Raw genomic sequence first — 24,029 nt, forward strand, 5'->3', positions numbered from 1 at the left:
CCAGGGCAGAGCGGCAACCCTTCCCGCAAAACAATGCAGTGTTGCTTAATTTGTTCATATCATCGATAGGCCACCGGGGGCCGAGGAGGCTTCGACTCGCGGATCACCGAGAGTGCTCACCACCCGCTCGGGCTCGACCCGAAGCCGGACAAAATGGCATGTCCGCGTCGCAATCCGGCATTAGCGGCAAAGCCAGGGGCGTAACGACATCCGATGATGGAGCACATACGAAACGCCGAACCGCCGTCGCTCGACCGCGCCTGGTCGACGCGCGCCACGCTCGAAGATGCCTACGCGATCTTCGTCGGCTCGCTGTTGATAGTCGCCGGCCTCGCCCTGCTTTCTTCCGCTCGCCTTATTACAGGGGGGCTTTCGGGGATCGCGTTGCTGGTCTCCTATTTCGTTCCGGTCGAGGCCGGGATCTTGCTGATGATCCTCAGTGTGCCATTCTTCCTGCTTGCGGGCCGCGCGATGGGCCGGGGCTTCCTGATCAAAACCGTCACGGCGAGCCTGTGCCTGTCCATCCTGTCCGGCCTCACCCCATTGGCGTTCCACATCGACGTGCTCAGCAAGCCGATTGCAGCTCTCGCGGCAGGCGCGATGCTCGGGATGGGAACTCTTTCGCTGGCGAGGCATGGCGCTGGCGTAGGCGGGTTCGGAGCATTATTTCTGTGGATCGAGCGCCGTCACGGCGTGAACCCGGGAAAAATTCAGCTAGGCATAGATACCGTTATTTTCACGGCGTCGTGCGCGATCATCGCGCCGTCCGATCTGCTCTGGTCGGCGCTCGCGACCCTCACTGGAAGCGCTATCCTGATCCTCTGGCAACGGCCACCGCGACTAACCACAGGCTAGGCCGGCTCGGTCGATCGCGTGAAGTCGTCTGCGGCAAACGCGCATGGATTACGCTGATCGCGCAAAGCCATATGCGCTCCGTGGCCCAATAATGCCAAACAACATCGGGACGGCTTGCCCGTCGGACGCCTTTCCAGACCCGCCCGGACATCAATCATGGCGTGCTTCAACGAGCCTCTGCCGCACACTCGCGCGCTCCGCCGATGCAATCGTGTTTTCCAGAAGCATGGTGACCGTCATCGGACCGACCCCGCCCGGTACCGGCGTTATGCCTGCCGCCTTCTGCGCGACGCCGGCGAAATCGACGTCGCCGGTGATTGTCCCGTCCGGCAGTCGATTGATGCCGACATCGATCACGATCGCGCCGGTCTTGACCATCTGGGGCAAAATCAGGTTGGGCACGCCCGCCGCGACGACAAGAATGTCCGCGAGAATGGTGAACTGGGCAAGATCGCGCGTTTTTGCGTGGCAAATCGCGACCGTGGCATCGCGGGCCATCAGCATGAGCGCCATCGGCTTTCCGACGATGTTGCTGGCCCCGACGATAACGACATTCTGGCCCTCTACCGACACGCCCTCGCTTTCGAGCAGCTTGACAACGCCATAGGGCGTGCATGGCGGGAAAACGGTATTCCCGGCTACCAGCGCACCCACATTATACAGATGAAACCCGTCGACATCCTTTTCGATCGCGATCGTTTCGAGCACCCGCGCAACATCGATATGCGCAGGGAGCGGCAGTTGAACCAGGATTCCGTGCACGTCGGCGTCAGCATTCAGTTCGACGATCATGCCGAGCAGTTCGGCATTGGATACCGTCGACGGCAGTCGATGGCTGACGGATTTGATACCTGTCGCCTCGCAGGCCCTGATCTTGTTGCGGACATAGACGGCCGAGGCTGCGTCCTCTCCGACGAGGATGACGGCCAAACCCGGCGGACATGCCCCGGATGCCTCGAGCGCCTGCACGCGAAGAGCAAAAGCCTCGCGCAGTTTCGCGGCCAACTTACGGCCATCGATGATTTTTGCCGCCAACTCGATTTCTCCGGAACCGTTGCGCTTCCGCATGTCACGCCGGGTGCGCAAAAAGCGATCCGGTGCCACCACGCGGATCGCGACACGCCTCCGAACCCGGGGCTTCGCCTGGCCCACCCGCAATATGCGGCACCTATTAAAAAGGGAGCCTGCCGCCGATCCCCCTCGGCGACAGGCTCCGATCGAGCGCGCGTTACCCGGCTGGTGATACCGGGACGCGCCGCCCCCTAGAATTTGGCACCCAGCGACAAGGTGAAGCTGCGCGGACGGTTGATGTTTGCCGTCGCCGGGACCCCGGGCGTGCCGGGCGCGTAGTTGATGACGCCAAACTCGTTCAAAACATTGTCGACGCGGAACTGGACCAGATATTGCCGGAAGCTTACGCCTGCCCGCAGATCGACGGTGCCGATCGACGGGAGCTTCACGTTCGGAGCGGTCACGCTGCTCGGATAGGAGGTGAACATTTCCGACTGGAAGCGCATCGTTGCCCCCAGCTGCCCTTCGACATCGTTTCCGAGCGGGACGCTTTGGTCGACGGTTGCCGCAACAGTCCATTGCGGCGTGTACGGGATCGGGTCGCCGGCCGCGGCGCCGATGACGGCACTCACGCCGGGATCGATCCTGGTGAGCCGCGGATCGGTGTAGCCGGCATTGACGCCAATGCTCAGCCGATCGGACGGGCGCGCCAGAGCCGAGACCTCGAAGCCCTCGACCTTTGCCTTACCCGCATTGGCGAGCACGATCTGGTTCTGGAAGATCGTGTAAAGCTGGATATCCTTCCAATCGATCCGGTAAACCGAAGCCTCGAGGCTCAGCGTCCTGTCGAGGAAGTCGCCCTTGATCCCCGCTTCATAATTCCAGACCGTGTCGGGATTGATCGTGGTTTGAGCGCCCGTCGGCGGGGCTACGGCCGGCTGCGGGCCGCCCGGCCTGAAGCCGCTTGCGGCGCGGAGGAACAGGCTGAGGTTGCTTGTCGGCCGCCAGCGCACCGTCGCGAGATAGGATGCATGATTCTCGCTGGCGTCGAGCCCGGGTGTCTGCTGCGGTCCGCCCAGCAACGCGTCATAATAGACGCCGCTGTAGTTCAGGGTGAAATTTTCCTTGTAGTGGGCCAGTCGCGCGCCGCCGGTGATATCGAAGTTATCCGATAGATAGAATGTGAGGTTGCCGAAAGCCGACAGTTCCTCGTACCGGTCCCTGATGGGTGAAGCCATGAAAGAGCCGAGAGGCGCTGGAAGCTGCGTGTTGGTCGTGGTGTCGCGTGCGACGATGTCGGTGGAGAGCGGGTCGACCCGCTCATGCGTGTAGAAACCGCCGACGAGAAATTCGACCGGGCCAAGCCTGTTCGAGACGAAGCGGAGTTCCGCAGTCTTCTTCTTCTGAGGGATCGTGCTTTGATAGGCAAAGCCCGTGTTCGCCGGATAGTTGTAGCCGAGCAGTGCGAGGAGCGGGAGAAAGGGCACATAGCTCGCCGAAAAGTCATTCTCGGTATGCAGCTTGCTCTCGGAATAGGCGGCAACAGCGATCACCCGGCCGATCCCGACATCATAGGTGCCAGTCGCCGACACCAACCGGTAGCGAGTGCTCGACGGCGCGTCGAAGAACTGACTGTACTTCCGCTTGCCGTAAAGGGGCGTGAAGGTGCCCGTAACATTGTCCTGCAACGCCAGGCCGTTTGTATCGGTATCCTGGAACTGGCCCACGAGATCGATCGTCAGCCGGTCGGTGGGCGTCCATCCGATCGCCAGACGAGCGCCCTTCGAATCGCTTTCGTTGACGTTCTTCGTTCCGGTACCGACGTTGTCGACATAGCCCGGCGCGCGCCGGTAGAATGCCGTTGCCCGCACCGCCAGCCGATCCGCCACGAGAGGTATGTTGACGCTGGCATTAGCCAGATAACCGAAACCACCGCCGTCAACCGCGGTCGCTTCCGCCCGGACACTGGCGGAAAAGCCCGACGGATCGGGCCGCTTCGAGATCATCCGGATGACGCCGCCGAGGCTCGACGCGCCATAAAGCGTGCCTTGCGGACCTTTCAGTACTTCGATGCGATCAAGGTCGACGAGTTCCGGATCGGGCGCAACGAATGCGCCGCCGCCATTGGACGAGCTGGCGGTAAACGGCACGTCATCCAGATAGACCACGGTCGTGGCAGATTGCTGGAGCGCCCCTGTCTGCAGACCGCGGATATAGACCTTCCCCGAGCCGGGAGTTCCATCGTCCTGAACGGTCAGGCCGGGCGTGAGCGTGGCATAGTCGCGAATCGACTGGATGCCGAGCCGCTCGATTGCATCGCCTCCAAGCACGGTAATCGCCGAGGGGACATCGCGCAGCTTCTCTTCGCGCTTGCTGGCCGTCACGACGATTTCACCATCGTTCGGAACCTCGTCGGCAACAGCGGGCAGGACGACGCTATCAGGCGCGACTTGGGCCTTTGCGTGGTTCGCCGTCAAGCATAGCGCAACCACGCTAGCCGAGAAAAGATAGCCTTTTCCGATCGTCCCGGTCATCAAAACACTCCCTCGTCATAATACATAAATGTATGTTTGATATATTGTCGCCGACGGAGGATTCTCGCGTGGCCCGGCCAGCATCTGAAAGCCTTTTCTGCGGGAGAGCAAGCCATCCGCCTTTCGAACACCGCCAAATGGATTTCGCTCGCGGCCAAAATTCCAATTTTTGACGATTCTGTATTTTTACTTGACCAGCTCCGCGAACCGCGCTGAACTGCATCGACACCCAAGAGGACTGTGAGTGATGCAAGCGTCAGACGAATTCTCCGCCGGGCAGGAACACGGACCTCGGCTCGGCGCGGGCTGGATTGCACCGCGGCGACTGGCGCGGACACCCTCCCGACTGCCCCCTGCGCGCCGCTTCCCCTCCCCCGACCGGGATGCCGGACAGCTTACCATCCACTACGCGATCGACGACTACGCGATCGACCCTGTCGTAGCCGAAGGACAGCTCCCCGATGCCTTCGTCCGCTTGAGCGATAACCGTCATTATCGCTTCGGCGCAAGCGGCTCCTTCGGGACCGGCCGGCACGAATTTTGCGGATTTACCGACGGCTTCTACATGGTTTTCAGCGAAACCGAATATTACTTGCCGCAATCGAGTCATGTCCTGTCGCCCGACACGTTACAGCTCTACGTCGCCAGTAGCGGCGATGGAGAATATGTCGCGCATGACGGAGAGCCGGTGAGCTTCGAAGGGCCGGGTACGGCGCTCATCATCGAACCCGAAAACCAGCCACCGGCCGATGTGACGCTCGCGGGGATGGCACGATATATCTACATCGTCATCCATCGGAATGCCCTGAAGGCGCTCTTCGCGGGCGGCGAGCATGAACTGCCGGTCGATGTCCGGGATTTCCTCAACGGCGACCTGCGGCAGACAGCCGGCCGCGCGCTGCCATTGTCGGCCGCGATGTTCCGGTGCCTCGACGACGTGCATGGCTGCCCGCTTGAGGGGCACAGGCGGCGATTGTTCCTGCAGTCGAAGGCAATCGAGATCATCTGCCAGATGTTCGAGGCTTTCGACCACAGCGAAGGCTTCACCTCTCCCGAGACGACGCGGCTGACGGCGCGGGGGGTGTTGAAGGCGCAGCAGGTGCTGGCCGATAATCTGGCCTCGCCGCCTTCGCTCGAGGTGCTGGCGCGCCGCGTCGGGCTTAGCCGCAGCGCCCTGTGCAGCGGATTCCGGCAGATACTCGGCCAGTCCGTGTTCGACTATGTCCATGGCCTGCGGATGCAGCAGGCGCTGGAACTCCTCAACGAGCGGGACGCCTCGATCACGCAGATTGCCTATGCAGTCGGCTACAATCGCGCATCAAGCTTCACGGTCGCCGTTCAGAGGCACTTCGGCGCCACTCCGAGCGAGCTTCGCCGGCGCAGCGCGTTGCCGCGAAGCTGAACGGCCGCCCACGTTTCCTTCAGCATTTTTGCCGAAGTGGACACAACGGCACGGCTCGGCGCCCATTTGGCGGCATGCGAAATCTTTTTGGCGAGGGGCGAAAGACGGGCCGGAAATCGATGGCTAGTCTGACCGCCATTTCATCAAAAGGTGTTTCATGACTGATCCGATCGCCGAGATAGTGCCGTCACCGGCTTCCGCCGCGCCCGTCCGACTGCCCGTTGAGCGCGCCAATTGCGAACAATGGGATATGACCTCCGCGTCCACCGGGCGCACATATCGCATTTATGTCGCCAAGCCCGATTGGGCGGGCGATCCGCCGCCGGAAGGCTTCCCCGTTATATATCTGAACGACGCCGATTTCATCTTCCACACATTTGCCGACACGCTCCTGATGCAGGCGGTCGGCCTGGAACTGAAGCCCGCCTATCTGGTGGGAATCGGGTACGGCAAGGATTGGGCCTATGCGTCGCGCGCGCGTTGCGCCGACCTGCTGCCGACCCAGCCCGACGCGGCTACGCTCGCGGGGCTTGAAGCCTCGCCGATCACCCAGGGCGCGATTTATGGCGATGCGGAGAATTTTCACCGGTTCATGATCGAGGAATTGCGGCCGCTTATCGACGCAACTTACGCGACCGATAGCCGCAACAACATCCTGTGGGGCGATTCGTTCGGCGGGCTGTTTGCCCTGCACGTCCTGTTCAATCATCCTGACGCCTATCAGACTTATCTCGTCGGCAGTCCGTCGATCAACTGGAGCGGCGGCGCGATCCTCGACGACGAGATCAAGCTCACAGCGCCGGTTGCAGCGGGCGAAGTCGCACCGCGTGTCCTGTTCACCTTGGGGGAGCTTGAGGAGAAGCTGGCCGAGCATGTGCCGGTCCATCCCGGCGTGACGCGCGAACAGATGCAGGAGATGCTGACATCGTTCGGGATGGTCACCAATGCACTGGCATTGGCCGACCGCCTGCGCGCGCTCGAAGCGCCGGCGCCATGCGAAGTCGAGGCTATCGTCTTCGAAAACGAAACGCACCTGAGCGTATTCCCCGCGGCGATCAGCCGCGGTTTGCGGTTCGCGCTGCGGCTCTAGTCATCGCGCGCAATCGGGACCGCGGGCAGGTACGCCGCGCGCCCGCCGACCACACCGACTTGCCTGAAGTCCGGACAACGATGGCAGCATCGTTGCAGGAGGGGAAATCAAGATAATGCAATCGCGGGCATCACTCGCATCCTGGTATGCGCTTCTCGTCCTCTCGGTGGCTACACTCTACGCGGTCATCGACCGGCAGGTCATCATCCTGCTCTCGCAGCAGTTGAAGGCGGATTTGCATCTCAGCGACACGCAAATCGGAAGCCTGCAGGGCTTCGGTGCCGTATTGTTCGCCAGTATCGCCGCCTTTCCGCTTGGTTGGCTCGCGGACCGGATGGATCGTCGTGTCCTCCTGTCGCTGTGCGTCATTGTCTGGTCGATCGGGATCGCGACCTGTGGCCTGGCAACCAGCTACCCCTCGCTGCTGGTCAGCGTCGCATTGCTCGGGGCTGGTGAGGCCGGTCTGTCCATCATCGTTTTTGCGCTGATACCCCAGCTGTTCGCCGAGAAGCAGCGGATGACGGCCAACTTCATCTACTATGCGGCGTCGGTCGTCGGCGGCGGCGTCGGCATCGCGCTCGCCGGCCTGATCATCGATCATATCGGTGTGATCAGCCATTTGGTCCCGACTGGAGAGTTCACGCGCGAGACCTGGCGCCTTGTCTTCTTCGCCGTAGCCTTGCCCGGCCCGGTTCTGGCCATCGCGATCGTTTTCCTTCGCCTCAATTCACAGCCTGCTCCGGCGCCCATATCAACGGCAACCGCCATCGAGCTGCCGGTGCTGAATTTCCGCGCCTATCTGGCCGCGAACTGGAAAGCGATCTCCGCCGTGTTCGTGCCCTTCGGCCTGGTCATACTCGGAGCGTCGGCGGTTTTCACATGGCTGCCGATCATACTCATGCGCAGGTTCGAGATGACCCCCGGTGCGGTCGGCGCCGGACTGGGCACGGCGATGGTGCTCGGCAGCGTGGGCGGGCTGGTTCTTGCCGGCGCCGCAGCCAAGACCATGAAGTCGAGGTGGGGCGTCATGACTCCGGTGCGCGTGTCGCAGATCGGATATTCGCTTTATGCCCTCATCATTCCGCTCTACCTTTTCGCTCGAACTCCCGCCGAAATCTTCGTGATCGCGACGATTCAAATGGGCCTCGGCATCGGCGGGAACTCCTTGCTGCCGACCGTCGTCCAGGACCTCGCGCCCCCGCAGCTCCTCGGACGATTCTTTGCGATCTCGACGGTCTCGTCGACGTTGTTCGGCGTGATCAGCCCGGTCATGGTCGGACTGCTGTCCGATCATGTGTTCGGTCCCGCCAACGGACTGCAAATGGCCTCGCTGTCCGTGGCGTTCCCCGCGGTCGTGATCGGCGCAACGATCTACTGGCTCGCTGACCGGCATATCGCCCGAACGATTGCACGGGTTCGCGCCCCTGACACGTCCCTTCCCCTTCCTTCGGGCGAGCTTGCCGGCGATGATCGCTGGCCGCCGAGCACGGCCCGAAACGAAGCGTAGGCAGAAGAACCGTTCCGATCGTCATGAGCAGATATTTTGAGCATCTGATAGTCTTGCGTGCGGAACTGGCAGGGGTAGGTCTGAACGGCTTTTTGCTTGCAACGGGCGACGAGCATATCACCGAATATCCGGCAGCCTATGCCAAACGGCTCGAATGGTTGACGGGTTTCAAGGGTTCGACCGCCTCGGCCGTAGTGTTGATGGATCGAGCGGCGCTATTCGTCGATGGCCGTTACACGGTCGCAGCGCGCGACCAGGTCGACGGCGACTGCTATCAGATCGCACCGGTGCCGCACACCGGCCCCGGCGCATGGCTGGCCGAGCATGGCCGTGACGGTGACCGGATCGGCTATGATCCGCGCCTGCATACCCGCACCTTCATAGACCAGATCAGGTCGACGCTCGCGATATCGGGCGTTCGTTTGGTACCGGTCGCGACAAATCCGCTCGACCGGCTATGGCTCGATCAACCCGGCCGTCCGCTTACGCCGATATTTGTCCAACCGATCGAAAAGGCCGGGAGGAGTTCGGACGACAAGCGCTGCGCGGTCGCTGACCTGCTGAAGGCCCGCAATCTCGACGCCTCGATATTGGTCGCGCTCGACTCCATCGCCTGGCTCCTGAACATTCGCGCAAGCGACGTGGAATTCGCGCCGCTCGCCTATGCCTTCGGCATCTGCTGGCGGGACGGCAGCGTCGACCTGTTCGTCGATGAAAGCAAGTTGAGCTATACCGTTCTCGACCATCTGGGCCCCGGGGTGCGGATCTTCGGTTATGATGAATTTTATCCGGCGCTCGAAAGCATGGCCGGACGGCGTATCGCGGTCGACCCTGACCTTTCGCCCATCGCCGTCTATCAAGCGCTGGCCAAGGGTGGCGCACAGGTTCGCGACATGGCCGACCCGACGCGGATGCCCAAGGCAATCAAGAACCCGGTCGAGATCGAGGGAATGAAGCAAGCGCATCTCCGCGACGGCGCCGCTCTCACGCAATTCCTGCACTGGCTGTCCGGCGAAGCGCCGAAGGGACGGCAGACCGAGATGTCGGCGGCCGAACGCCTCGCCGGGTTCCGTCGCGCGGAGGCAGGGTTTCATGGCCTGTCGTTCCCGACAATCTCGGCGGCCGACGCCAATGCCGCGCTTCCTCACTATGAAGCGACGGCGGAGACCGACCGGCCGATAAATCCGAACAGCATCTATCTCGTCGATTCTGGCGGGCAATATTCCGGCGGAACCACCGATGTCACGCGAACGGTCGCCATCGGCGATGTGCGTAAAGAGATCCGCGACCGGTTTACCCGCGTGCTCAAGGGCCATATCGCCATTGCCCGGCTGACCTTCCCGGCCGGCACCATGGGCTTCCGCCTGGATCCCTTCGCGCGGCGGGCGCTGTGGGAGGTCGGTCTCGATTATGCCCTCGGCACCGGCCATGGCGTCGGGCATTTTCTCAATGTCCATGAAGGGCCCGCCCACATGCTGGCCACACCCCGGCCGGGTGACGCAGGCATCGAGGCAGGAATGATCCTGTCGAACGAGCCCGGCTATTACAAGGAGGGCGATTATGGCATCCGGATCGAGAATCTGGTCGTCGCCGTCCCGCGCGACATCCCCGGCGCGATGAGACCGATGCTCGGATTCGAGACGATCACGATCGCGCCGATCGACCGAATGCTGATCGATACCGCGTTGCTCACCGACGCTGAACTCGATTGGCTCAACGATTATCATGCGACGGTTCTCGGGTCGATCGGTCCACTGGTGCCCCCGGACGTCAGGTCCTGGCTGGAGATCCAGACATCACCGATCGGCCGGGCATGAAGGCCACGCCCGGCGGCGTCTTCGCCGCGCCGCGTACGACAGGACCCCGGATTTTCGCCCTCGGCCAAATCTCTTTTGAAAGCCGCTGAAAGCATCCCGACGGCCTTGATAGGGCCGCGCGAGGGACCCTAGCTTGCCGTCTTCCACCGCCGCTCGCGACCAGTCTGGAACCCGCGCCGGCCCCTTCCCCTCGCGATCAATCGGAGTTCGCTCGATGAACCAATCCCCGGTAGCAGCCGACGACGAGGCATTGGACCGACCCGCCTCCGGCGCCGCGGACATGCTGGCACGATATCGGGCCGCGGAAGCCGTGCTGGATGCCAGCGTGATGCGCCTGGTATTGAACGAGAGCGTGCGGCCGAACTGGGTGGGCGCCAATGCCTTCTGGTATCGGCGCGAGTTGGCCGGAGGCGGCCGGTATATCCGGGTGGAAGGCGAAACGCGCCGCCCGGCGTTCGACCATGCGGCCGCCGCAAGCGCGCTCGAGACCGCAGCGGGACAAGCGGCGAATGCCGACCTGCTGATGGTAGAGTCCATTGCGGCTGACGGGGAATGCGTGCTGCACCATGGCGGGCGGCGCTGGCGGATGGTTTCCGGCGTTGCGGAGGACCTTGGGGTGATCGAGGGCGCAAAGCCCGGGTTGCTGCTGTCGCCCGCAGGAGACCAGGCGCTGGTCGTGCGCGGGCACGATCTTGCCGTGCTCGACATCGCGAGCGGAGCCGAACGCCGCCTCACCGACGATGGCGAGGAGGGTTACGCCTGGGGCAAATATCCCGATGCGGCCTTGCTTGCGATCGCGCGGCGCCAGGCCAACATCCCGCTGATGCCCTTCGGCTGGTCATGGTCGCCCGACGGAAAATATGTCGTCGGCGGACGGGTCGATGAGCGGCATATCGAACCCTATCCCTTTCTGGAATCGGTGCCGCAGGACGGGAGCGCACGGCCGCGCGCTTATCATGTGCAACAGGCGCTTGTCGGGGAGCGAGGCCCCCTGTTCAGCGCCTGTGCGATCGAAATCGCCACGGGCCGGCGGGTGGCTATCGCGCTCCACGACAAGCTTGGGCGTGATCTCGGCGAAGGAATCGTCCATCTCGAACCGCTCGGCTGGTCCGCCGACAGCCGCCGCGTATTCGTCGCCTCGGCGCCCGACAGGACCGGAGCGACAATGCTCCTCGAGATCGATGTCACCTCCGGGGTGCTTCGCATCCCTATCGCTGAACCGACCACGGGATTTCTCAAGCTCGGCGCCGAGCTGTACAAGCAGCCCAACAGCCGGATCATCGCCGGTGGACGCAAGGCGATCTGGTATTCCGAACGCAGCGGCTACGGCCACCTCTACCTGTACGATCTTGCGACGGACGAACTGATCAACCCGATCACCGCAGGCAATTGGCCGGTGCGCGATGTGCTTGAAGTCGATGAAGAAAGGGGGCGTATCTATTTCACGGCTTCGGGCCGCGAACCAGGCAATCCCTACCAGCGCCGCGTGTATCGCGTGGACATCGACGGTCAAAATCTGACGCTCCTCAGTCCCGAGGCAGCCGATCATATGGTTGACGGGCCTCCGGAATCCTTGCTGGCGCGCATCTTCGGCATGGCGCGCCCGGCATCTGCGATTTCACCCGACGGCAGCGTCTTCATAGACAGCTGGTCGACGGTCTCGACGCCCGGCACCACGGTCCTGCGTTCCACCGACGACGGCAGGATTATTGCGCCGCTCGAGGAAGCGGATGCGAGCGCGCTCTATGAAACCGGCTGGCGTCCGCCCGAACCTTTCGTCGCGAAGGCCGCCGACGGGGTCACCGATCTCTACGGCGCGATTTACCGTCCTTACGGTGCAACCGGCGGCGCGGCGCCGGTCGTCACGGCGATATACGGCGGGCCGCAGATCGTGGTTGCGCCGCATAATTTCACGGCCGGACGCTTTGGCGTTGGCTATCATGGTCGCGCAGCCTTCGCGGCGCTCGGGTTCGCCGTCGTTGTCGTCGACGGACGCGGCACGCCGCTGCGATCGAAGGCGTTCCAGGATGCAGGGTACGAGGCCTCGGGCGACGTCTGCCTCGACGATCATGTCGAGGTTCTGAGGCAGCTTTGCGAACGCGATCCAACGCTCGATGGCGATCGCATCGGCGTCTATGGGCATAGTGCGGGCGGATATACCTCGGCGCGTGCCATCCTGCGTCATCCGGACGTCTTCAAGGTCGCCTTCTCGTCGGCCGGGAGTCACAATTTCCACGGCCTCTATTATGCAGGCGGCGGCCCCCTGCCCGATTATGGCAACGGCGTGCGCCTCAAGCCTGACGCCGGAGCCATCCCCGAGAATTACCGGAAGCTGGACAATGGCGTCCTCGCGGCCAACCTGAAAGGCAAGCTTCTTCTCGCCTATGGCGACATGGATGAAAATGCCTTTCCCGCCGTCACCCTGCAGCTTTGCGCGGCGCTCAACCAGGCCAACCGGTCCTATGATTTGCTCTACATACCCAATGGCACGCACTTCTATCTCGCAGAGCCCTACTTTCTGCGGCGGCAATGGGACTATTTCGTCGAGCATCTGATGCGCCAAACGCCGCCGCGCGATTACAGCATCGGTAAAGGCGGCATGAGCGCCTTCGCGTGACCGTTCGCGGCCCTGCGACCAAGACCCCGGGAGTTTGATGATGTTCGACGTCGACGATATCCGCCAGCTTTCCGACCGTGCGATTTTCGGCCGGAAACGCATGGCTTCGGGCAAGGAGGGGGTCGCGGTTTCCTCGCACCCCATCGTGACGCGCGTCGCCACAGAGATCTTGCGCGACGGCGGCAATGCAGTGGACGCGATCCTGGCAGCCTCGCTGGCGCAAACGGTGGTCGAGCCGCACATGACCACCGCCTTCGGCATGCTCAGCATGATGCACCACGATGCCGCGACGGGGGCTACCGAATATCTCAACGGTTCGATGAACGCGCCGCTCGCCGGGCTCGGCGGAATAACAGCGGCGGACCTGACGACAGGGCGCGGAGTCGCGGTCCCGGGCTTTTGGGCGGCATGGGAAGCCGCGCGCGAGCGTCATGCCACAAAATCGCGTGAGGAGCTCGCCGCTCCGGCTATCGAGCTCGCGCGGACGGGCATTCCGATCTACCCGTTTCTCTATGGCATGATGTTCGAGCAGGCGGGCAAGATCGGCCTCAGCGAGGACGGTCGCGAGATTTATTTTCGCGACAATGCGCTGCGCGGACCCGGCGAGGTCGTCGTCAACCACCGGCTCGCCGATACGCTCGAGAAGATGGCAACCGGCGGGGTCGATTATTTCTACCGGTCGCGCTTTACCGAAAAGGTCGTCGAAACCGTTCGTGCCGCCGGCGGCGTGCTGACGATGGAGGATTTCGACCGCTTCGCGCCGCGCTGGATGGAGCCCGCCTGGGGAAGCTATCGCGGGCACAGGATCGCCGGTTCGCCGCCGCCCGACAATGGCGGCACCCACATTATCGAAATCCTCAACCTGATCGAGCAGATCCCGCTCGCTGAATGGGGCATGCCGACCGACAGCGCGGACAGCCTGTACTGGCTGTCGCGCTTCTGCCTCGAGGTCCCGCTCGACGGGGCCGCGCAAGGCGACCCCGACAGCTGGCCGACGCCGCTCGAGACGATCTTGTCCAAAGATTATGCGGCGATGCGTTTCGAGCTCATGAAGATGCGCGACCCTGTGCCGGTCGATCCGGCGCGCTCCCCTTACCCCGGCTCGAATCATCTGACGGTGGTCGATCGCGACGGCAATGTCGCGACCGTCCTCCACTCGGTCATGTCGCTGCCGTGGATGAACGGGCTGATGGTCGACGGCATGAGCCTGTGGTCCGGCGCCGCTCACTTCGCGCGCAACATGCCGAAACCCGGCGACCGCGCGACCTGCTATGTCGCGCCGCACATCATCTTCGGTTCGAACGGCAAGCCCGTGCTTGCGGCCGGGTCGCCGAGCGTGGCTTTGATCCAGAATTGTGTGACCAACGCGCTGAACATCCTCGATTTCGGTATGGATATCGAGACATCGGTGCACCGGCCGCGGATTGGCGGGCCGATCTATGGCGGGAGCACGGCGAACAACGTGGCGATCGAGCTCGATTGCGGAACGCCCGCGATACACGCAGCAGCCGCGGCGCGGGGCCTGCAATTCGAATTGACGAGCCCATGGAGCTTTCATGCCGGCAGCTACGAGGGCATCCATATTTCGCCCGGCGGCGTCGCCAGCGCCTGCGCGGACCCGCGTCGTTCCGGAGCGGCGGAGGCGGTATGAGCGAAGACATCAAACCGCTGGTCATAGTCACCGGCGCCGCCGGGGGAATCGGTCTCGCCTGCGCATCGCGCTTCTTCGATGATGGATATCAGGTCGCGATGTGCGATATTGACCTTGTGAAGGTCGAGGCCGAAGCCGCCCGGCTCGACGCAAGCGGTGCGGATGTACGGGGCTACGGGCTCGATGTATCAAGCGCGCAAGACGTCGAAAGATGCCTCGCGGACATCTTCGAATGGGGCGGACCTGCACATGTTCTCGTCAATGTCGCCGGCATCGTCCACAAGGCTCCGTTCCTCGAATTGGCGGAGGCCGATTTCGACCGCGTGCTGGGCGTCAATCTCAAGTCCGTTTTTCTCATGAGTCAGCCGGTCGCCCGCGAGATGGTCGCTTACGGCGTCAGGGGTTCGATCATCAATATGAGTTCGATCAACGCGGTGGTCGCGATCGGCGATCAACTTGCCTACGCGGTGTCGAAAGGCGGGATAAACCAGATGACACGCGCGATGGCGTTGGCGCTCGCCGCGTCCGGCATTCGCGTGAACGCGATCGGTCCCGGGACCATCGCCACCGATCTGGCTCAGAACACGCTATTGCGCGACGCCGACGCGCTGCGAGCCGTGCTCTCCCGAACGCCGCTCGGCCGCGTCGGCGACGTCGAGGAGATTGCCGGCATCGCCGCGTTTCTGGCCAGCAAGGATTCCTCCTATATGACCGGCCAGATCCTCTACGCCGATGGCGGCCGCCTCGTCCTCAACCACACCGTTCCGGTGCATGAATGACATGCAGCGTTACTCGCTCTTCTCGCTTGTTCGCCACGGACTGCGCAATCACTCGGGATGGCGCGAGCAGTGGCGCGCCGCGACGCCCAAATCGCATTATGACGCCATTGTCATCGGCGGCGGCGGCCATGGCCTCGGCGCCGCCTTCTACCTCGCTCGCGACTACGGGCTCGCCAACATTGCCGTGCTGGAAAAGGGCTGGATCGGCGGCGGCAACACCGGCCGCAACACGACGATCATCCGCTCGAACTACCTCTTCGACGAGAGCTCGTCGCTCTATGATCATGCGGTCAAGAAGTGGGACACGCTGAGCGAAGAGCTGAACTACAACGTCATGTATTCGCGGCGCGGCGTGATGATGCTGGCCCACACGGTTCATGACGAGCAGGTGTTCCGGCGTCACATCCACGCCAATCGCTTGAACGGTGTCGACAACGAGTGGCTGACGCCCGAGCAGGCCAAGGCCTATTGCCCGCCGCTCAACATCGATCCCGGGGTGCGCTACCCGATAATTGGCGCCGCGCTGCAACGCCGCGGGGGCACGGCGCGACATGATGCCGTGGCCTGGGGATATGCGCGTGCTGCCGACGCGATGGGCGTCGACATCATCGAGAATTGCGAAGTGACGGGGATCGACCGCGACCGATCGGGGCGGGTGATCGGGGTCCAGACGTCCCGCGGCCCGATCCGGGCAGCGAAGGTCGGCGTGTCCGCAGCCGGCAACAGCAGCGTCGTGATGGGCATGGCAGGCCTTCGGCTGCCGCTCGAGAGCTTTCCGTTGCAGGCGCTGGTGTCGGAACCTGTGAAGCCGGTCCTGCCCTGCGTGGTCATGTCTAACACGATCCACGCCTATATCAGCCAGTCCGACAAGGGCGAACTGGTGATCGGCGCGGGCACCGACGTGTATACGAGCTATACCCAGCGCGGGGGACTTCACATCGCGCAGCATACGCTGGAGGCGATTTGCGAGATATTTCCGCAATTCCGCAGAATGCGGATGTTGCGCAACTGGGGCGGGATCGTGGACGTCACGCCCGACCGATCGCCGATCATTGCAAAGACGTCCGTTCCCGGTCTCTACGTCAATTGCGGGTGGGGGACAGGAGGGTTCAAGGCGACGCCGGGCGCGGCGCACCTGCTGGCGCACACGATGGCGACCGATGCGCCTCACGCGCTCAATGCGCCGTTCACGATCGAACGCTTCCGCGACGGCCATATGATCGACGAGGCGGCCGCGGCCGCCGTGGCGCACTGAGACCGGCCATGCTTCTCATCCCCTGCCCCTATTGCGGCGACCGCCCCGAAATCGAATTCAGCTACGGAGGGCAAGCGCACATTGCCCGGCCGCCGGTGCCTGCGGCTCTCGATGACGAACAATGGGGTTCGTTTCTCTATGGCCGCGACAATATTCGCGGCCCTCATCGCGAGCGCTGGCGCCATTCGCATGGTTGCGCACGCTTCTTCAACATCCTCCGCGACACGCGCACCGACCTGATTCTGGCAAGTTACCGCGTGGGCGACCCTCTGCCGGAGACCGGTGCGTCATGACCCGGAAATGCCGTCTGGCCGGGCGCGGCCTCGTCGATCGCAGCCGTCCGCTGCGCTTCCGTTTCGACGACCGCATTTACGAAGGCTTTGCGGGCGACACGCTCGCCTCCGCGCTGCTCGCCAATGATGTTCACCTCGTGGGGCGTTCGTTCAAATATCACCGGCCGCGCGGGATATTGGGAGCCTGGGCGGACGAACCAAATGCCCTGGTCACGATCGTTCGCGGTCGGGGGCGGATCACACCCAATCTCCCGGCGACGCAGGTCGAACTGGTCGACGGGCTCGTCGCGTACAGCCAGAACCGCAATCCGAGCCTCGAGCATGATCGCTGGAGCATCAACGATCGCCTCAGCCGCTTCCTGCCCGCCGGCTTCTACTACAAGACCTTCATGTGGCCGCGCCGCGCCTGGGACGCGGTCTATGAACCGCGCATTCGCGCCGTGGCCGGGCTCGGCGTGGCGCCCGACGCGCCCGATCCGGATCGCTACGCCCAGCGTTACGCGCACTGCGAGGTGCTTGTCGTCGGCGCGGGTCCTGCCGGGCTCGCGGCCGCGTCGGCGGCGGCTGCCGGAGGAGGGCGCGTGATCCTCTGCGACGATCGTCCGCGCATGGGTGGATCGCTTCTCGCTGCGAGCGACGCCGTCATAGATGGCGGGGACGCCCGCGACTGGGTGACCGGGACACTCGCGAGGCTCGCCGCGCTTCCCAATGTCCGGTTGCTCCCGCGCACGACGGCGTTCGGCTATTATCCCCACAATATGATCGGTCTCGCGGAGCGCATCGGCGATCATGTCGAGGATGGTGTCGCTCCTGTGCGCGAGCGGCTCTGGCAGGTTCGGGCGGCACGCGTCATACTGGCGACCGGCGCGATCGAACGCCCTCTCGTCTTTCCCGACAATGATCGTCCGGGGATCATGCTCGCCGACGCGGCGCGTACCTATCTCCAGCTCTACGGTGTCGCCGTCGGCGCCCGCCCGGTGGTGGTGACCGCGCATGACGCCGGATATCGCGTCGCCCGGGAGCTGACGAGCGCCGGGCTGGCTACGGTGCTGGTCGACGTACGGCCTGGCGCGGCCGTTGCGGGCGCCCCCTTCCGCATCATCCGCGACGCCCGCATCGAGGGAACGCGGGGCAAATTGCGCGTGAATGCGATGGATATCGTCGTCGACGGTCGCCGCGAACGCCTTGCCTGCGATGCCGTCCTGATGTGCGGCGGCTTCACCCCGGCGATTCACCTCGCCTCGCAGTCACGCGGCCAAATGGCGTGGAGCGCGGACGTCCAGGCCTATGTGCCGTCGGGCTCGGTCGAGGACGAACGAACGGTCGGCGCCGCAAGCGGACGCCTCGAACTGGCAGACGCGTTGAAGGACGGCTGGTGGGCGGGAATAGACGCCGCCAAGACAAGCGGCGGCAAAATCGTGGCAGCCCCGCTGCCGCCGCGAGCAGACGTACGTCAGTCCATCGGCAAGGGCGGCGTTATCGGCGCGCTCCCGCACGGCAGGAACCCCTTGCGCGTCAAGGCTTTCGTGGATTGGCAGAACGACGTGACGGCGCGGGACATCGCCCTTGCGACCCGCGAGGGGTTCCGCTCGATCGAGCACGTCAAGCGCTACACCACGACCGGCATGGCGACCGATCAGGGCAAGCTGTCGAATATCAACTCGCTCGGGATCGTCGCCGCCAGCACGGGGCGAGCGGTCGAAGCCATCGGCTTCACCACCTTCCGGCCGCCCTATACCCCGGTCACCTTCGGTACGCTGGCGGGGAGCGCGCGCGGCGAACTTTTCGATCCCGTGCGACGCACCCCGATCCATGGCTGGGCCGAAGCGAAAGGCGCGGTTTTCGAAGACGTCGGGCAATGGAAGCGCGCCCGCTACTTTCCGCTTGCTGGAGAGACCATGCGCCAAGCGGTCGACCGCGAGTGCCTGGCGGTCCGGAGCGCGGTCGGCATTTTCGACGCCTCGACGCTCGGCAAGATCGAGGTCGTCGGAACCGATGCGGCCGAGTTCCTCGAGCGTTTTTACGTCAACGCCTGGAAAAAACTCGGCGTCGGACGATGCCGCTACGGCGTGCTGCTGCGCGAAGACGGCTTCATCCTCGACGACGGCGTCATCGCCCGGCTTGCGAGCGATCGCTTCCACGTCACCACGACGACCGGAGGCGCGGCGCGGGTGCTGGGCCTCATGGAGGATTATCTCCAGACCGAATGGCCCGATCTCGACGTCTGGCTGACCTCGACGACCGAGCAATGGTCGGTGATCGCGATCCAGGGCCCTCTCGCCCGCGAGCTGCTGGCGCCGTTGGTCGAGCAGCTCGACATCTCGGCTGCCGCCTTTCCCCATATGAGCGTAGGCGATGCCGAAATCTGCGGCGTACCGACCCGACTGATGCGGGTCAGCTTCACCGGCGAACTCGGCTTCGAGGTCAACATCCCCTCGGGTCAGGCGCGACAGGTCTGGGAGGCGATCTGGGCTCGTGGTCAGACGCTCGGCCTCACTGCTTATGGCACCGAGGCGATGCACATATTGCGCGCCGAGAAGGGCTATATCATCGTCGGGCAGGAAACCGACGGCACGGTCACTCCGCAAGACGTCGGGCTTGGCTGGGCCATCGGCAAGGCGAAACCCGATTTCGTCGGGAAGCGTTCGCTCGACAGGCCAGCGCTCCTGGCAAAGGGCCGGAAGCAACTTGTCGGCCTCTTCACGACCGATCCGTCGATCGTGCTTGAAGAGGGCGCACAGCTCATGGCGCTGGCCGGGGGGCCGTCGCTGGGCCATGTGACATCGTCCTACTTCAGCGCGTCGCTCGGCCGATCAATAGCCTTGGCGATGATCAAGGACGGCCGGGCCATAGAGGACCAGCCGCTTGTGGTGCCGATGCCGGATGGCAACATTGCGGTGAAGGTGACCGGGACCGTTTTCGTCGATCCCGAGGGGCGCCGTCTCAATGACTGACCGAAACGACCAGCGCGGCCCGGTCCTGCATTCAGATACCCTGTTGCGCCACATCTTGCGCTGCCGCGAGGGGGTCATCGAGAAAGCCTCGGCGATCCTCGAGCTTTCGCTCCCCCGCACAGCCTGCCGCTCGGCATCGGGCGACGGGTTGCACGCACTATGGTTGGGGCCGGACGAATGGCTGGTTCTGGCGACTGGAGCGGCGGCTTCAAAGATGTCGCAGGCCGGCAAGCGGTTGTCCGATCTCGGCGGGGCCTTTGTCGACGTCAGTCACCGGCAGGTCGCGATCACGCTGGACAGCCCGGAGGCGGAGATATGGCTGGCGACCGGTTGCCCGCTGGATCTGGCGACTGGCGCCTTTCCTGTCGGCACCTGTGCGCGGACCCTGTTCCACAAGGCCGAAATCATCGTGTGGCGGACCGGCCCCGAGAGTTTCCATCTGGAGGTCTGGCGCTCCTTCGCGCCTTATGTCGAGGCGCTGTTGTCGGAGGCGGTTCAAGAAGAGCCGGCGGAAAGCAGGAGCTGACGATGCTGACAATCCATCATCTGGGCATCTCCCAGTCGGACCGTATCATCTGGCTCTGCGAGGAATTGGGGCTCGACTATACCCTCCGGAAATATGATCGCGATCCGGCAACCGGGGCGGCGCCGGCCGCCTACAAGGCGCTGACGCCCTTCGGTACGGCGCCCGTCATCACGCATGAAGGTCTGGTGCTCGGCGAGTCCGGCGCGATCATCGAATATATCATCCATCGCCTCGGCGGCGGCCGGCTTGCCCTGACACCGTCGGATGCGGCGTACCCGGACTATCTGTTCTGGCTTCATTTCGCCAATTCCTCACTGATGTCGGCGCTTATGGTCGAAATGATCATCCCGGCAATCGAACCTGCGAACCCCGATATCGCCGAGGCCTTGCGCGGACGCGGCAATCGCGCCTTCGGCCTCGTCGAGCAGCGCTTGTCGGATGCGCCCTATTTTGCGGGAGATGAATTTACCGCAGCCGACATCATCATGACGTTCCCGTTGACGACGATGCGGCTGTTCGTGCCACGCGAAATCGCCGCCTATCCGAAGCTGAAGGCCTATCTGGCGAAGATAGTCGGGCGCCCCGCCTTCAAGCGCGCGCTCGCGGTCGGCGATCCGGGGCTCAAGCCCGTGATCGACTGAGCCGATGGTGATCGCACGCAAAGCTTCGCGAGCGACGGTTTAAGTTCAGCGCTCACCGCACGCCAAGCGGCGCGGCGGCCGGCCCTACAGCCGGTTCTTGATGATCTCGCCGTCGCGAATGATGAGGTCGAGGCGCTCGCCATTTTGCGACAGCAAGCCGATGTCCTTGAGCGGATCGCCATCGACGACGATGAGATCGGCGAATGCATCGGGCTTGACGCAGCCCAGTCGCCCTTCGTGCATAAGGATTTCCGCGCCCATCGACGTCGCTTGCCGAAGGATTTCGATCGGCTCGAACACTTCACGCCGCAGAGTGAACTCGCGGCATTGTTGGTCATAGAGCTCGCCGAGCAAATCGGTGCCGAGGCCAAGCTTCACATTGGCAGACCGCATATGATCGAGTCCCTCGATGGCCGATTTGTGGGCGATCTTGAGCTTGTCCATCACGACGGGCGAGATTCCCATGGTAGGTCCCGCCTCCATGAGGGCGAAGATGATGGCCAGCGTGGGTACGACATAGGCGCCCTTCCCGGCGACGAATGCGGCCGTTTCGGCATCCATCAGCGTGCCATGCTCGATCACCCTGACGCCCGCCTCCACCGAGCGGCGGACGCCGGTCGCCGGGTGACAATGCGACGAGACATAGGTCTGTCGCTCCTCGCATTCGCGAACGATAGCCCGTATCTCGTCGTCCCGGTACTGGTTCATCCAGATGGGATCGAGGGGCGAGGTCACGCCGCCCGACCCCATGATCTTGATGCAATGGGCGCCGCGCCGAAGCTCTTCTCGCGCCGCCTTGATGCACTCATCGATGCCATCGGCGATCACGCTCATCGTGCCGACCACGCTGCATGAACAGGCTCCGAATTCATGCTCGCTATCGTGCATGTCCCGAAAATCGCCGTGCCCGCCCGTCATCGAGAGGATTTTGCCGGCATAGAAGAAGCGCGGCCCCTCGATGATCTTGTCTTTCAGGGCCTTGGCCAAACTCCAGTCGCCGCCGCCGATATCGCGCATCGTCGTGAAGCCGCAATGAAGGCCGTGGCGCAGCATGCGCCCGGCGTGAAGGGCGTTATAGGGCGTCCCGACCTTTTCCAGCTGCGTCAGGTCAACATCGGCGGTGTAGGCATGGGTGTGAAGATCGATGAGTCCCGGCATCAGCGTCTTTCCGCCGACGTCGATAAGCTGGGCATCCGGTGCACGGATTTCCTTTTCGGAGACTTCGCGAATATGACTGCCGTCGATCAGAACAGACATGCCTTCGGCGCATTCCTCGTTCACGCCGTCGAAGATGCGGGCATTTGTCAGCAGCAGCGTCACGTAAGGCCTCCTGTTCGGGCGGCGATCGCATCACGTCGGCGGTCGTCGCGTTCGGACAAGAATTTCAAACGGCGCCCGCCATGTCAACATGCATTGTTGCATTTTAATATCCCGAAAATCACAAGATTGTGCAACCACGCATCAAATTCGCCGGTTAAAAATCTTGCATTTACGCCTTATAGAATACAGATATGCATGTACGACGAGTGTCGAAATCGATGGGAGTGCGTGGAGAGGTTATGGACATTCCGAATGACAACCGGGCCTATACGGCGCTCGGAGAGCGATTTGGAACGGTCGGGCGGCTGGGTGCCGCCCGCGCGACCCTGTTCTGGGACAGCCAGACGCATATGCCGCCCGGAGCAGCATGGAGCCGAAGCGAGCAAATGGCGGCGATCGACGCGACCTGCGCCGACCTGATCGCCTCGCCCGAAACAGAAGAGCTGCTTGAGACTGCGGCTGCGGCGGCGGGCGCGCTGGAGCCGGTCGAGCGCACCAATCTCGGCGAGATGCGGCGCATCTGGCGTCACGGCACCGCGGTTCCCAAGGAGCTGATGCTCGAAAGGTCGCGCCGGGTTTCTGCCATCCAGCCGATCTGGCTCGCGGCCAAGCAGTCCAATGATTTCGCACCGTTCGGCGCAGCCTTCGCCGAGCTCATGCCGATCTACCGCGAGGTAGCGCAGGCGAAGGGAGAAGCTTTGGGGCTCAGCCCCTTCGACGCGCTGATGGACGAGTTCGACCCCGGCCTGAGCACCCAGATCGTCGACCCCATTTTCGCGGATCTGGAGCACTTTCTCCCGGCGCTTCTCGCCGACGTCATCGAGCGTCAGAAAAGCTGGCCGGACCCGATCCCTTTCGAGGGCGATTTTTCGGCCGACCGACAGCGCGAACTTTCCTACAAGCTGGTCGAGGCCGTCGGGCACGATCTTGCGCATGTCCGCATCGACGCGGCGCCGCACCCCTTTGCGCTGGCGGGATCGCCGGGCGACAACCGCATCACCACGCGGTTCGACGCAGACAATGTGCGCTACGCGATTCTCGCGACGCTGCACGAGGCGGGCCATTCGCTGTACGAAGCGGGGCTCCCGCGCGAGCATGCCTTCACCCCCGTCGGGCAGGCGCGCGGGGCGACCGCCCATGAGAGCCAGTCGACGATGGTCGAGATGCAGGCGGGCCGCAGCCGCGAGTTTCTCTCCTGGCTCGCTCCGCAATGCCAAGCCGCCTTCGGTGGCGGCCCCGAGTGCTGGACTGCCTCCAATCTTCTCAACACCTATCGGCGCGTGGGGAGCGGGTTCATCCGGGTCGAGGCCGACGAGATTTCCTACCCGCTTCACATCATTCTCCGATATCGCATCGAGCAGGCCCTGCTCCGCGACGATCTCAAGGTCGCGGACCTGCCCGCCGCCTGGTCCGAGATGTCCGAGGCGATGTTCGGACGCCGGCCTCCCGATCACGCGACGGGCTGCCTCCAAGACATGCATTGGGCTGTCGGCCTTTTCGGCTATTTCCCGAATTATGCGCTCGGCGTAAGCCTCGCGGCCCAGCTTTTCGAGCAGGCGGTAAAGGACGATCCTGCCGTCCTCGCAAATCTGGCCGAAGGCGACTTCGCGCCGTATCGCGCGTGGGTCGGTCCGCGTATCCACGCCAAGGCGAGCCAGATGCCCTTCAACGAACTGGTTACCGAGGCGACCGGCGCACCCTTGTCGGCATCTGCGCTGGAGCGTCATCTGCGAGCGCGATATCTGGGCGAGGATATGCCCTGAGGCTCGGGCACACC

General features: G+C 63.6%; 17 protein-coding genes. 14 read left to right on the top strand and 3 right to left on the bottom strand.

Annotated elements, in window-relative coordinates; translation table 11 throughout:
• Window positions 1-213: 213 nt before the first annotated feature.
• Complete coding sequence (locus tag VN047_RS06490) at window positions 214-855, top strand: YitT family protein (RefSeq protein WP_325541241.1); 642 nt, start codon at window positions 214-216, stop codon at window positions 853-855.
• Window positions 856-1,005: 150 nt separating this feature from the next.
• On the opposite strand, the gene folD is transcribed toward VN047_RS06490, so the two are convergent.
• A complete protein-coding gene (gene folD, locus VN047_RS06495) occupies window positions 1,006-1,923 on the bottom strand; it encodes a bifunctional methylenetetrahydrofolate dehydrogenase/methenyltetrahydrofolate cyclohydrolase FolD (protein WP_325541285.1) in 918 nt (305 codons plus the stop codon).
• 194 nt (window positions 1,924-2,117) lie between these two features.
• A complete protein-coding gene (locus VN047_RS06500) occupies window positions 2,118-4,400 on the bottom strand; it encodes a TonB-dependent receptor (protein ID WP_325541243.1) in 2,283 nt (760 codons plus the stop codon).
• A 247-nt stretch (window positions 4,401-4,647) separates the two neighbouring features.
• Between VN047_RS06500 and VN047_RS06505 the strand changes: the two genes are divergently transcribed.
• The 12 genes from VN047_RS06505 to VN047_RS06560 all read left to right on the top strand — a co-directional run bounded on the left by VN047_RS06505 (window position 4,648) and on the right by VN047_RS06560 (window position 20,932).
• Window positions 4,648-5,802 carry an AraC family transcriptional regulator gene (locus VN047_RS06505; protein ID WP_325541245.1) on the top strand — a complete coding sequence of 385 codons (1,155 nt, stop codon included), beginning with the start codon at window positions 4,648-4,650 and terminating at the stop codon, window positions 5,800-5,802.
• Window positions 5,803-5,959: 157 nt separating this feature from the next.
• Window positions 5,960-6,892 carry an alpha/beta hydrolase gene (locus VN047_RS06510; protein ID WP_325541247.1) on the top strand — a complete coding sequence of 311 codons (933 nt, stop codon included), beginning with the start codon at window positions 5,960-5,962 and terminating at the stop codon, window positions 6,890-6,892.
• Between the two features lie 115 nt (window positions 6,893-7,007).
• On the top strand, window positions 7,008-8,399 hold the full coding sequence (locus tag VN047_RS06515) for an MFS transporter (RefSeq protein WP_325541249.1): 1,392 nt from the start codon (window positions 7,008-7,010) through the stop codon (window positions 8,397-8,399).
• Window positions 8,400-8,422: 23 nt separating this feature from the next.
• Entirely contained in the window at window positions 8,423-10,216 is a 1,794-nt protein-coding gene (locus tag VN047_RS06520) for an aminopeptidase P family protein (protein ID WP_325541251.1), read from the top strand.
• Between the two features lie 328 nt (window positions 10,217-10,544).
• Complete coding sequence (locus VN047_RS06525) at window positions 10,545-12,833, top strand: S9 family peptidase (RefSeq protein ID WP_325541287.1); 2,289 nt, start codon at window positions 10,545-10,547, stop codon at window positions 12,831-12,833.
• Window positions 12,834-12,870: 37 nt separating this feature from the next.
• Complete coding sequence (locus VN047_RS06530; RefSeq protein WP_325541253.1) at window positions 12,871-14,484, top strand: gamma-glutamyltransferase; 1,614 nt, start codon at window positions 12,871-12,873, stop codon at window positions 14,482-14,484.
• Window positions 14,481-15,263 carry an SDR family NAD(P)-dependent oxidoreductase gene (locus VN047_RS06535; protein ID WP_325541255.1) on the top strand — a complete coding sequence of 261 codons (783 nt, stop codon included), beginning with the start codon at window positions 14,481-14,483 and terminating at the stop codon, window positions 15,261-15,263. The genes VN047_RS06530 and VN047_RS06535 overlap by 4 nt, the downstream gene beginning before the upstream one ends.
• Before the next feature lies 1 nt (window position 15,264).
• A complete protein-coding gene (locus VN047_RS06540; RefSeq protein ID WP_325541289.1) occupies window positions 15,265-16,518 on the top strand; it encodes a sarcosine oxidase subunit beta family protein in 1,254 nt (417 codons plus the stop codon).
• An 8-nt stretch (window positions 16,519-16,526) separates the two neighbouring features.
• Window positions 16,527-16,811, top strand: coding sequence for a sarcosine oxidase subunit delta (locus tag VN047_RS06545; RefSeq protein ID WP_325541257.1), 285 nt, complete (start codon window positions 16,527-16,529; stop codon window positions 16,809-16,811).
• Window positions 16,808-19,765 carry a sarcosine oxidase subunit alpha family protein gene (locus VN047_RS06550; RefSeq protein WP_325541259.1) on the top strand — a complete coding sequence of 986 codons (2,958 nt, stop codon included), beginning with the start codon at window positions 16,808-16,810 and terminating at the stop codon, window positions 19,763-19,765. The genes VN047_RS06545 and VN047_RS06550 overlap by 4 nt, the downstream gene beginning before the upstream one ends.
• On the top strand, window positions 19,758-20,291 hold the full coding sequence (locus VN047_RS06555; RefSeq protein ID WP_325541261.1) for a sarcosine oxidase subunit gamma: 534 nt from the start codon (window positions 19,758-19,760) through the stop codon (window positions 20,289-20,291). The genes VN047_RS06550 and VN047_RS06555 overlap by 8 nt, the downstream gene beginning before the upstream one ends.
• 2 nt (window positions 20,292-20,293) lie before the next feature.
• Entirely contained in the window at window positions 20,294-20,932 is a 639-nt protein-coding gene (locus VN047_RS06560; RefSeq protein ID WP_325541263.1) for a glutathione S-transferase, read from the top strand.
• 84 nt (window positions 20,933-21,016) lie between these two features.
• On the opposite strand, the gene VN047_RS06565 is transcribed toward VN047_RS06560, so the two are convergent.
• The gene (locus VN047_RS06565) at window positions 21,017-22,252 is read right to left on the bottom strand and encodes an amidohydrolase family protein (RefSeq protein WP_325541265.1); all 1,236 of its coding nucleotides are present in this window, start codon (window positions 22,250-22,252) and stop codon (window positions 21,017-21,019) included.
• Between the two features lie 239 nt (window positions 22,253-22,491).
• On the opposite strand from VN047_RS06565, the gene VN047_RS06570 reads away from it, so the two are divergent.
• Window positions 22,492-24,015, top strand: coding sequence for a carboxypeptidase M32 (locus VN047_RS06570; RefSeq protein ID WP_325541267.1), 1,524 nt, complete (start codon window positions 22,492-22,494; stop codon window positions 24,013-24,015).
• Window positions 24,016-24,029 lie beyond the last annotated feature (14 nt).

The sequence above is a fragment of the Sphingopyxis sp. genome, from assembly GCF_035565275.1.
GTDB lineage: Bacteria > Pseudomonadota > Alphaproteobacteria > Sphingomonadales > Sphingomonadaceae > Sphingopyxis.

Bases quoted from the DNA above. Each gene is read 5' to 3' on its own strand.
- VN047_RS06505 (WP_325541245.1), top strand. From the start codon at position 4,648: ATGCAAGCGTCAGACGAATTCTCCGCCGGGCAGGAACACGGACCTCGG.
- folD (WP_325541285.1), bottom strand. From the start codon at position 1,923: ATGCGGAAGCGCAACGGTTCCGGAGAAATCGAGTTGGCGGCAAAAATC.
- VN047_RS06560 (WP_325541263.1), top strand. From the start codon at position 20,294: ATGCTGACAATCCATCATCTGGGCATCTCCCAGTCGGACCGTATCATC.
- VN047_RS06570 (WP_325541267.1), top strand. From the start codon at position 22,492: ATGGACATTCCGAATGACAACCGGGCCTATACGGCGCTCGGAGAGCGA.
- VN047_RS06555 (WP_325541261.1), top strand. From the start codon at position 19,758: ATGACTGACCGAAACGACCAGCGCGGCCCGGTCCTGCATTCAGATACC.
- VN047_RS06500 (WP_325541243.1), bottom strand. From the start codon at position 4,400: ATGACCGGGACGATCGGAAAAGGCTATCTTTTCTCGGCTAGCGTGGTT.
- VN047_RS06510 (WP_325541247.1), top strand. From the start codon at position 5,960: ATGACTGATCCGATCGCCGAGATAGTGCCGTCACCGGCTTCCGCCGCG.
- VN047_RS06535 (WP_325541255.1), top strand. From the start codon at position 14,481: ATGAGCGAAGACATCAAACCGCTGGTCATAGTCACCGGCGCCGCCGGG.
- VN047_RS06550 (WP_325541259.1), top strand. From the start codon at position 16,808: ATGACCCGGAAATGCCGTCTGGCCGGGCGCGGCCTCGTCGATCGCAGC.
- VN047_RS06545 (WP_325541257.1), top strand. From the start codon at position 16,527: ATGCTTCTCATCCCCTGCCCCTATTGCGGCGACCGCCCCGAAATCGAA.
- VN047_RS06520 (WP_325541251.1), top strand. From the start codon at position 8,423: ATGAGCAGATATTTTGAGCATCTGATAGTCTTGCGTGCGGAACTGGCA.
- VN047_RS06525 (WP_325541287.1), top strand. From the start codon at position 10,545: ATGCGCCTGGTATTGAACGAGAGCGTGCGGCCGAACTGGGTGGGCGCC.
- VN047_RS06490 (WP_325541241.1), top strand. From the start codon at position 214: ATGATGGAGCACATACGAAACGCCGAACCGCCGTCGCTCGACCGCGCC.
- VN047_RS06540 (WP_325541289.1), top strand. From the start codon at position 15,265: ATGCAGCGTTACTCGCTCTTCTCGCTTGTTCGCCACGGACTGCGCAAT.
- VN047_RS06515 (WP_325541249.1), top strand. From the start codon at position 7,008: ATGCAATCGCGGGCATCACTCGCATCCTGGTATGCGCTTCTCGTCCTC.
- VN047_RS06530 (WP_325541253.1), top strand. From the start codon at position 12,871: ATGATGTTCGACGTCGACGATATCCGCCAGCTTTCCGACCGTGCGATT.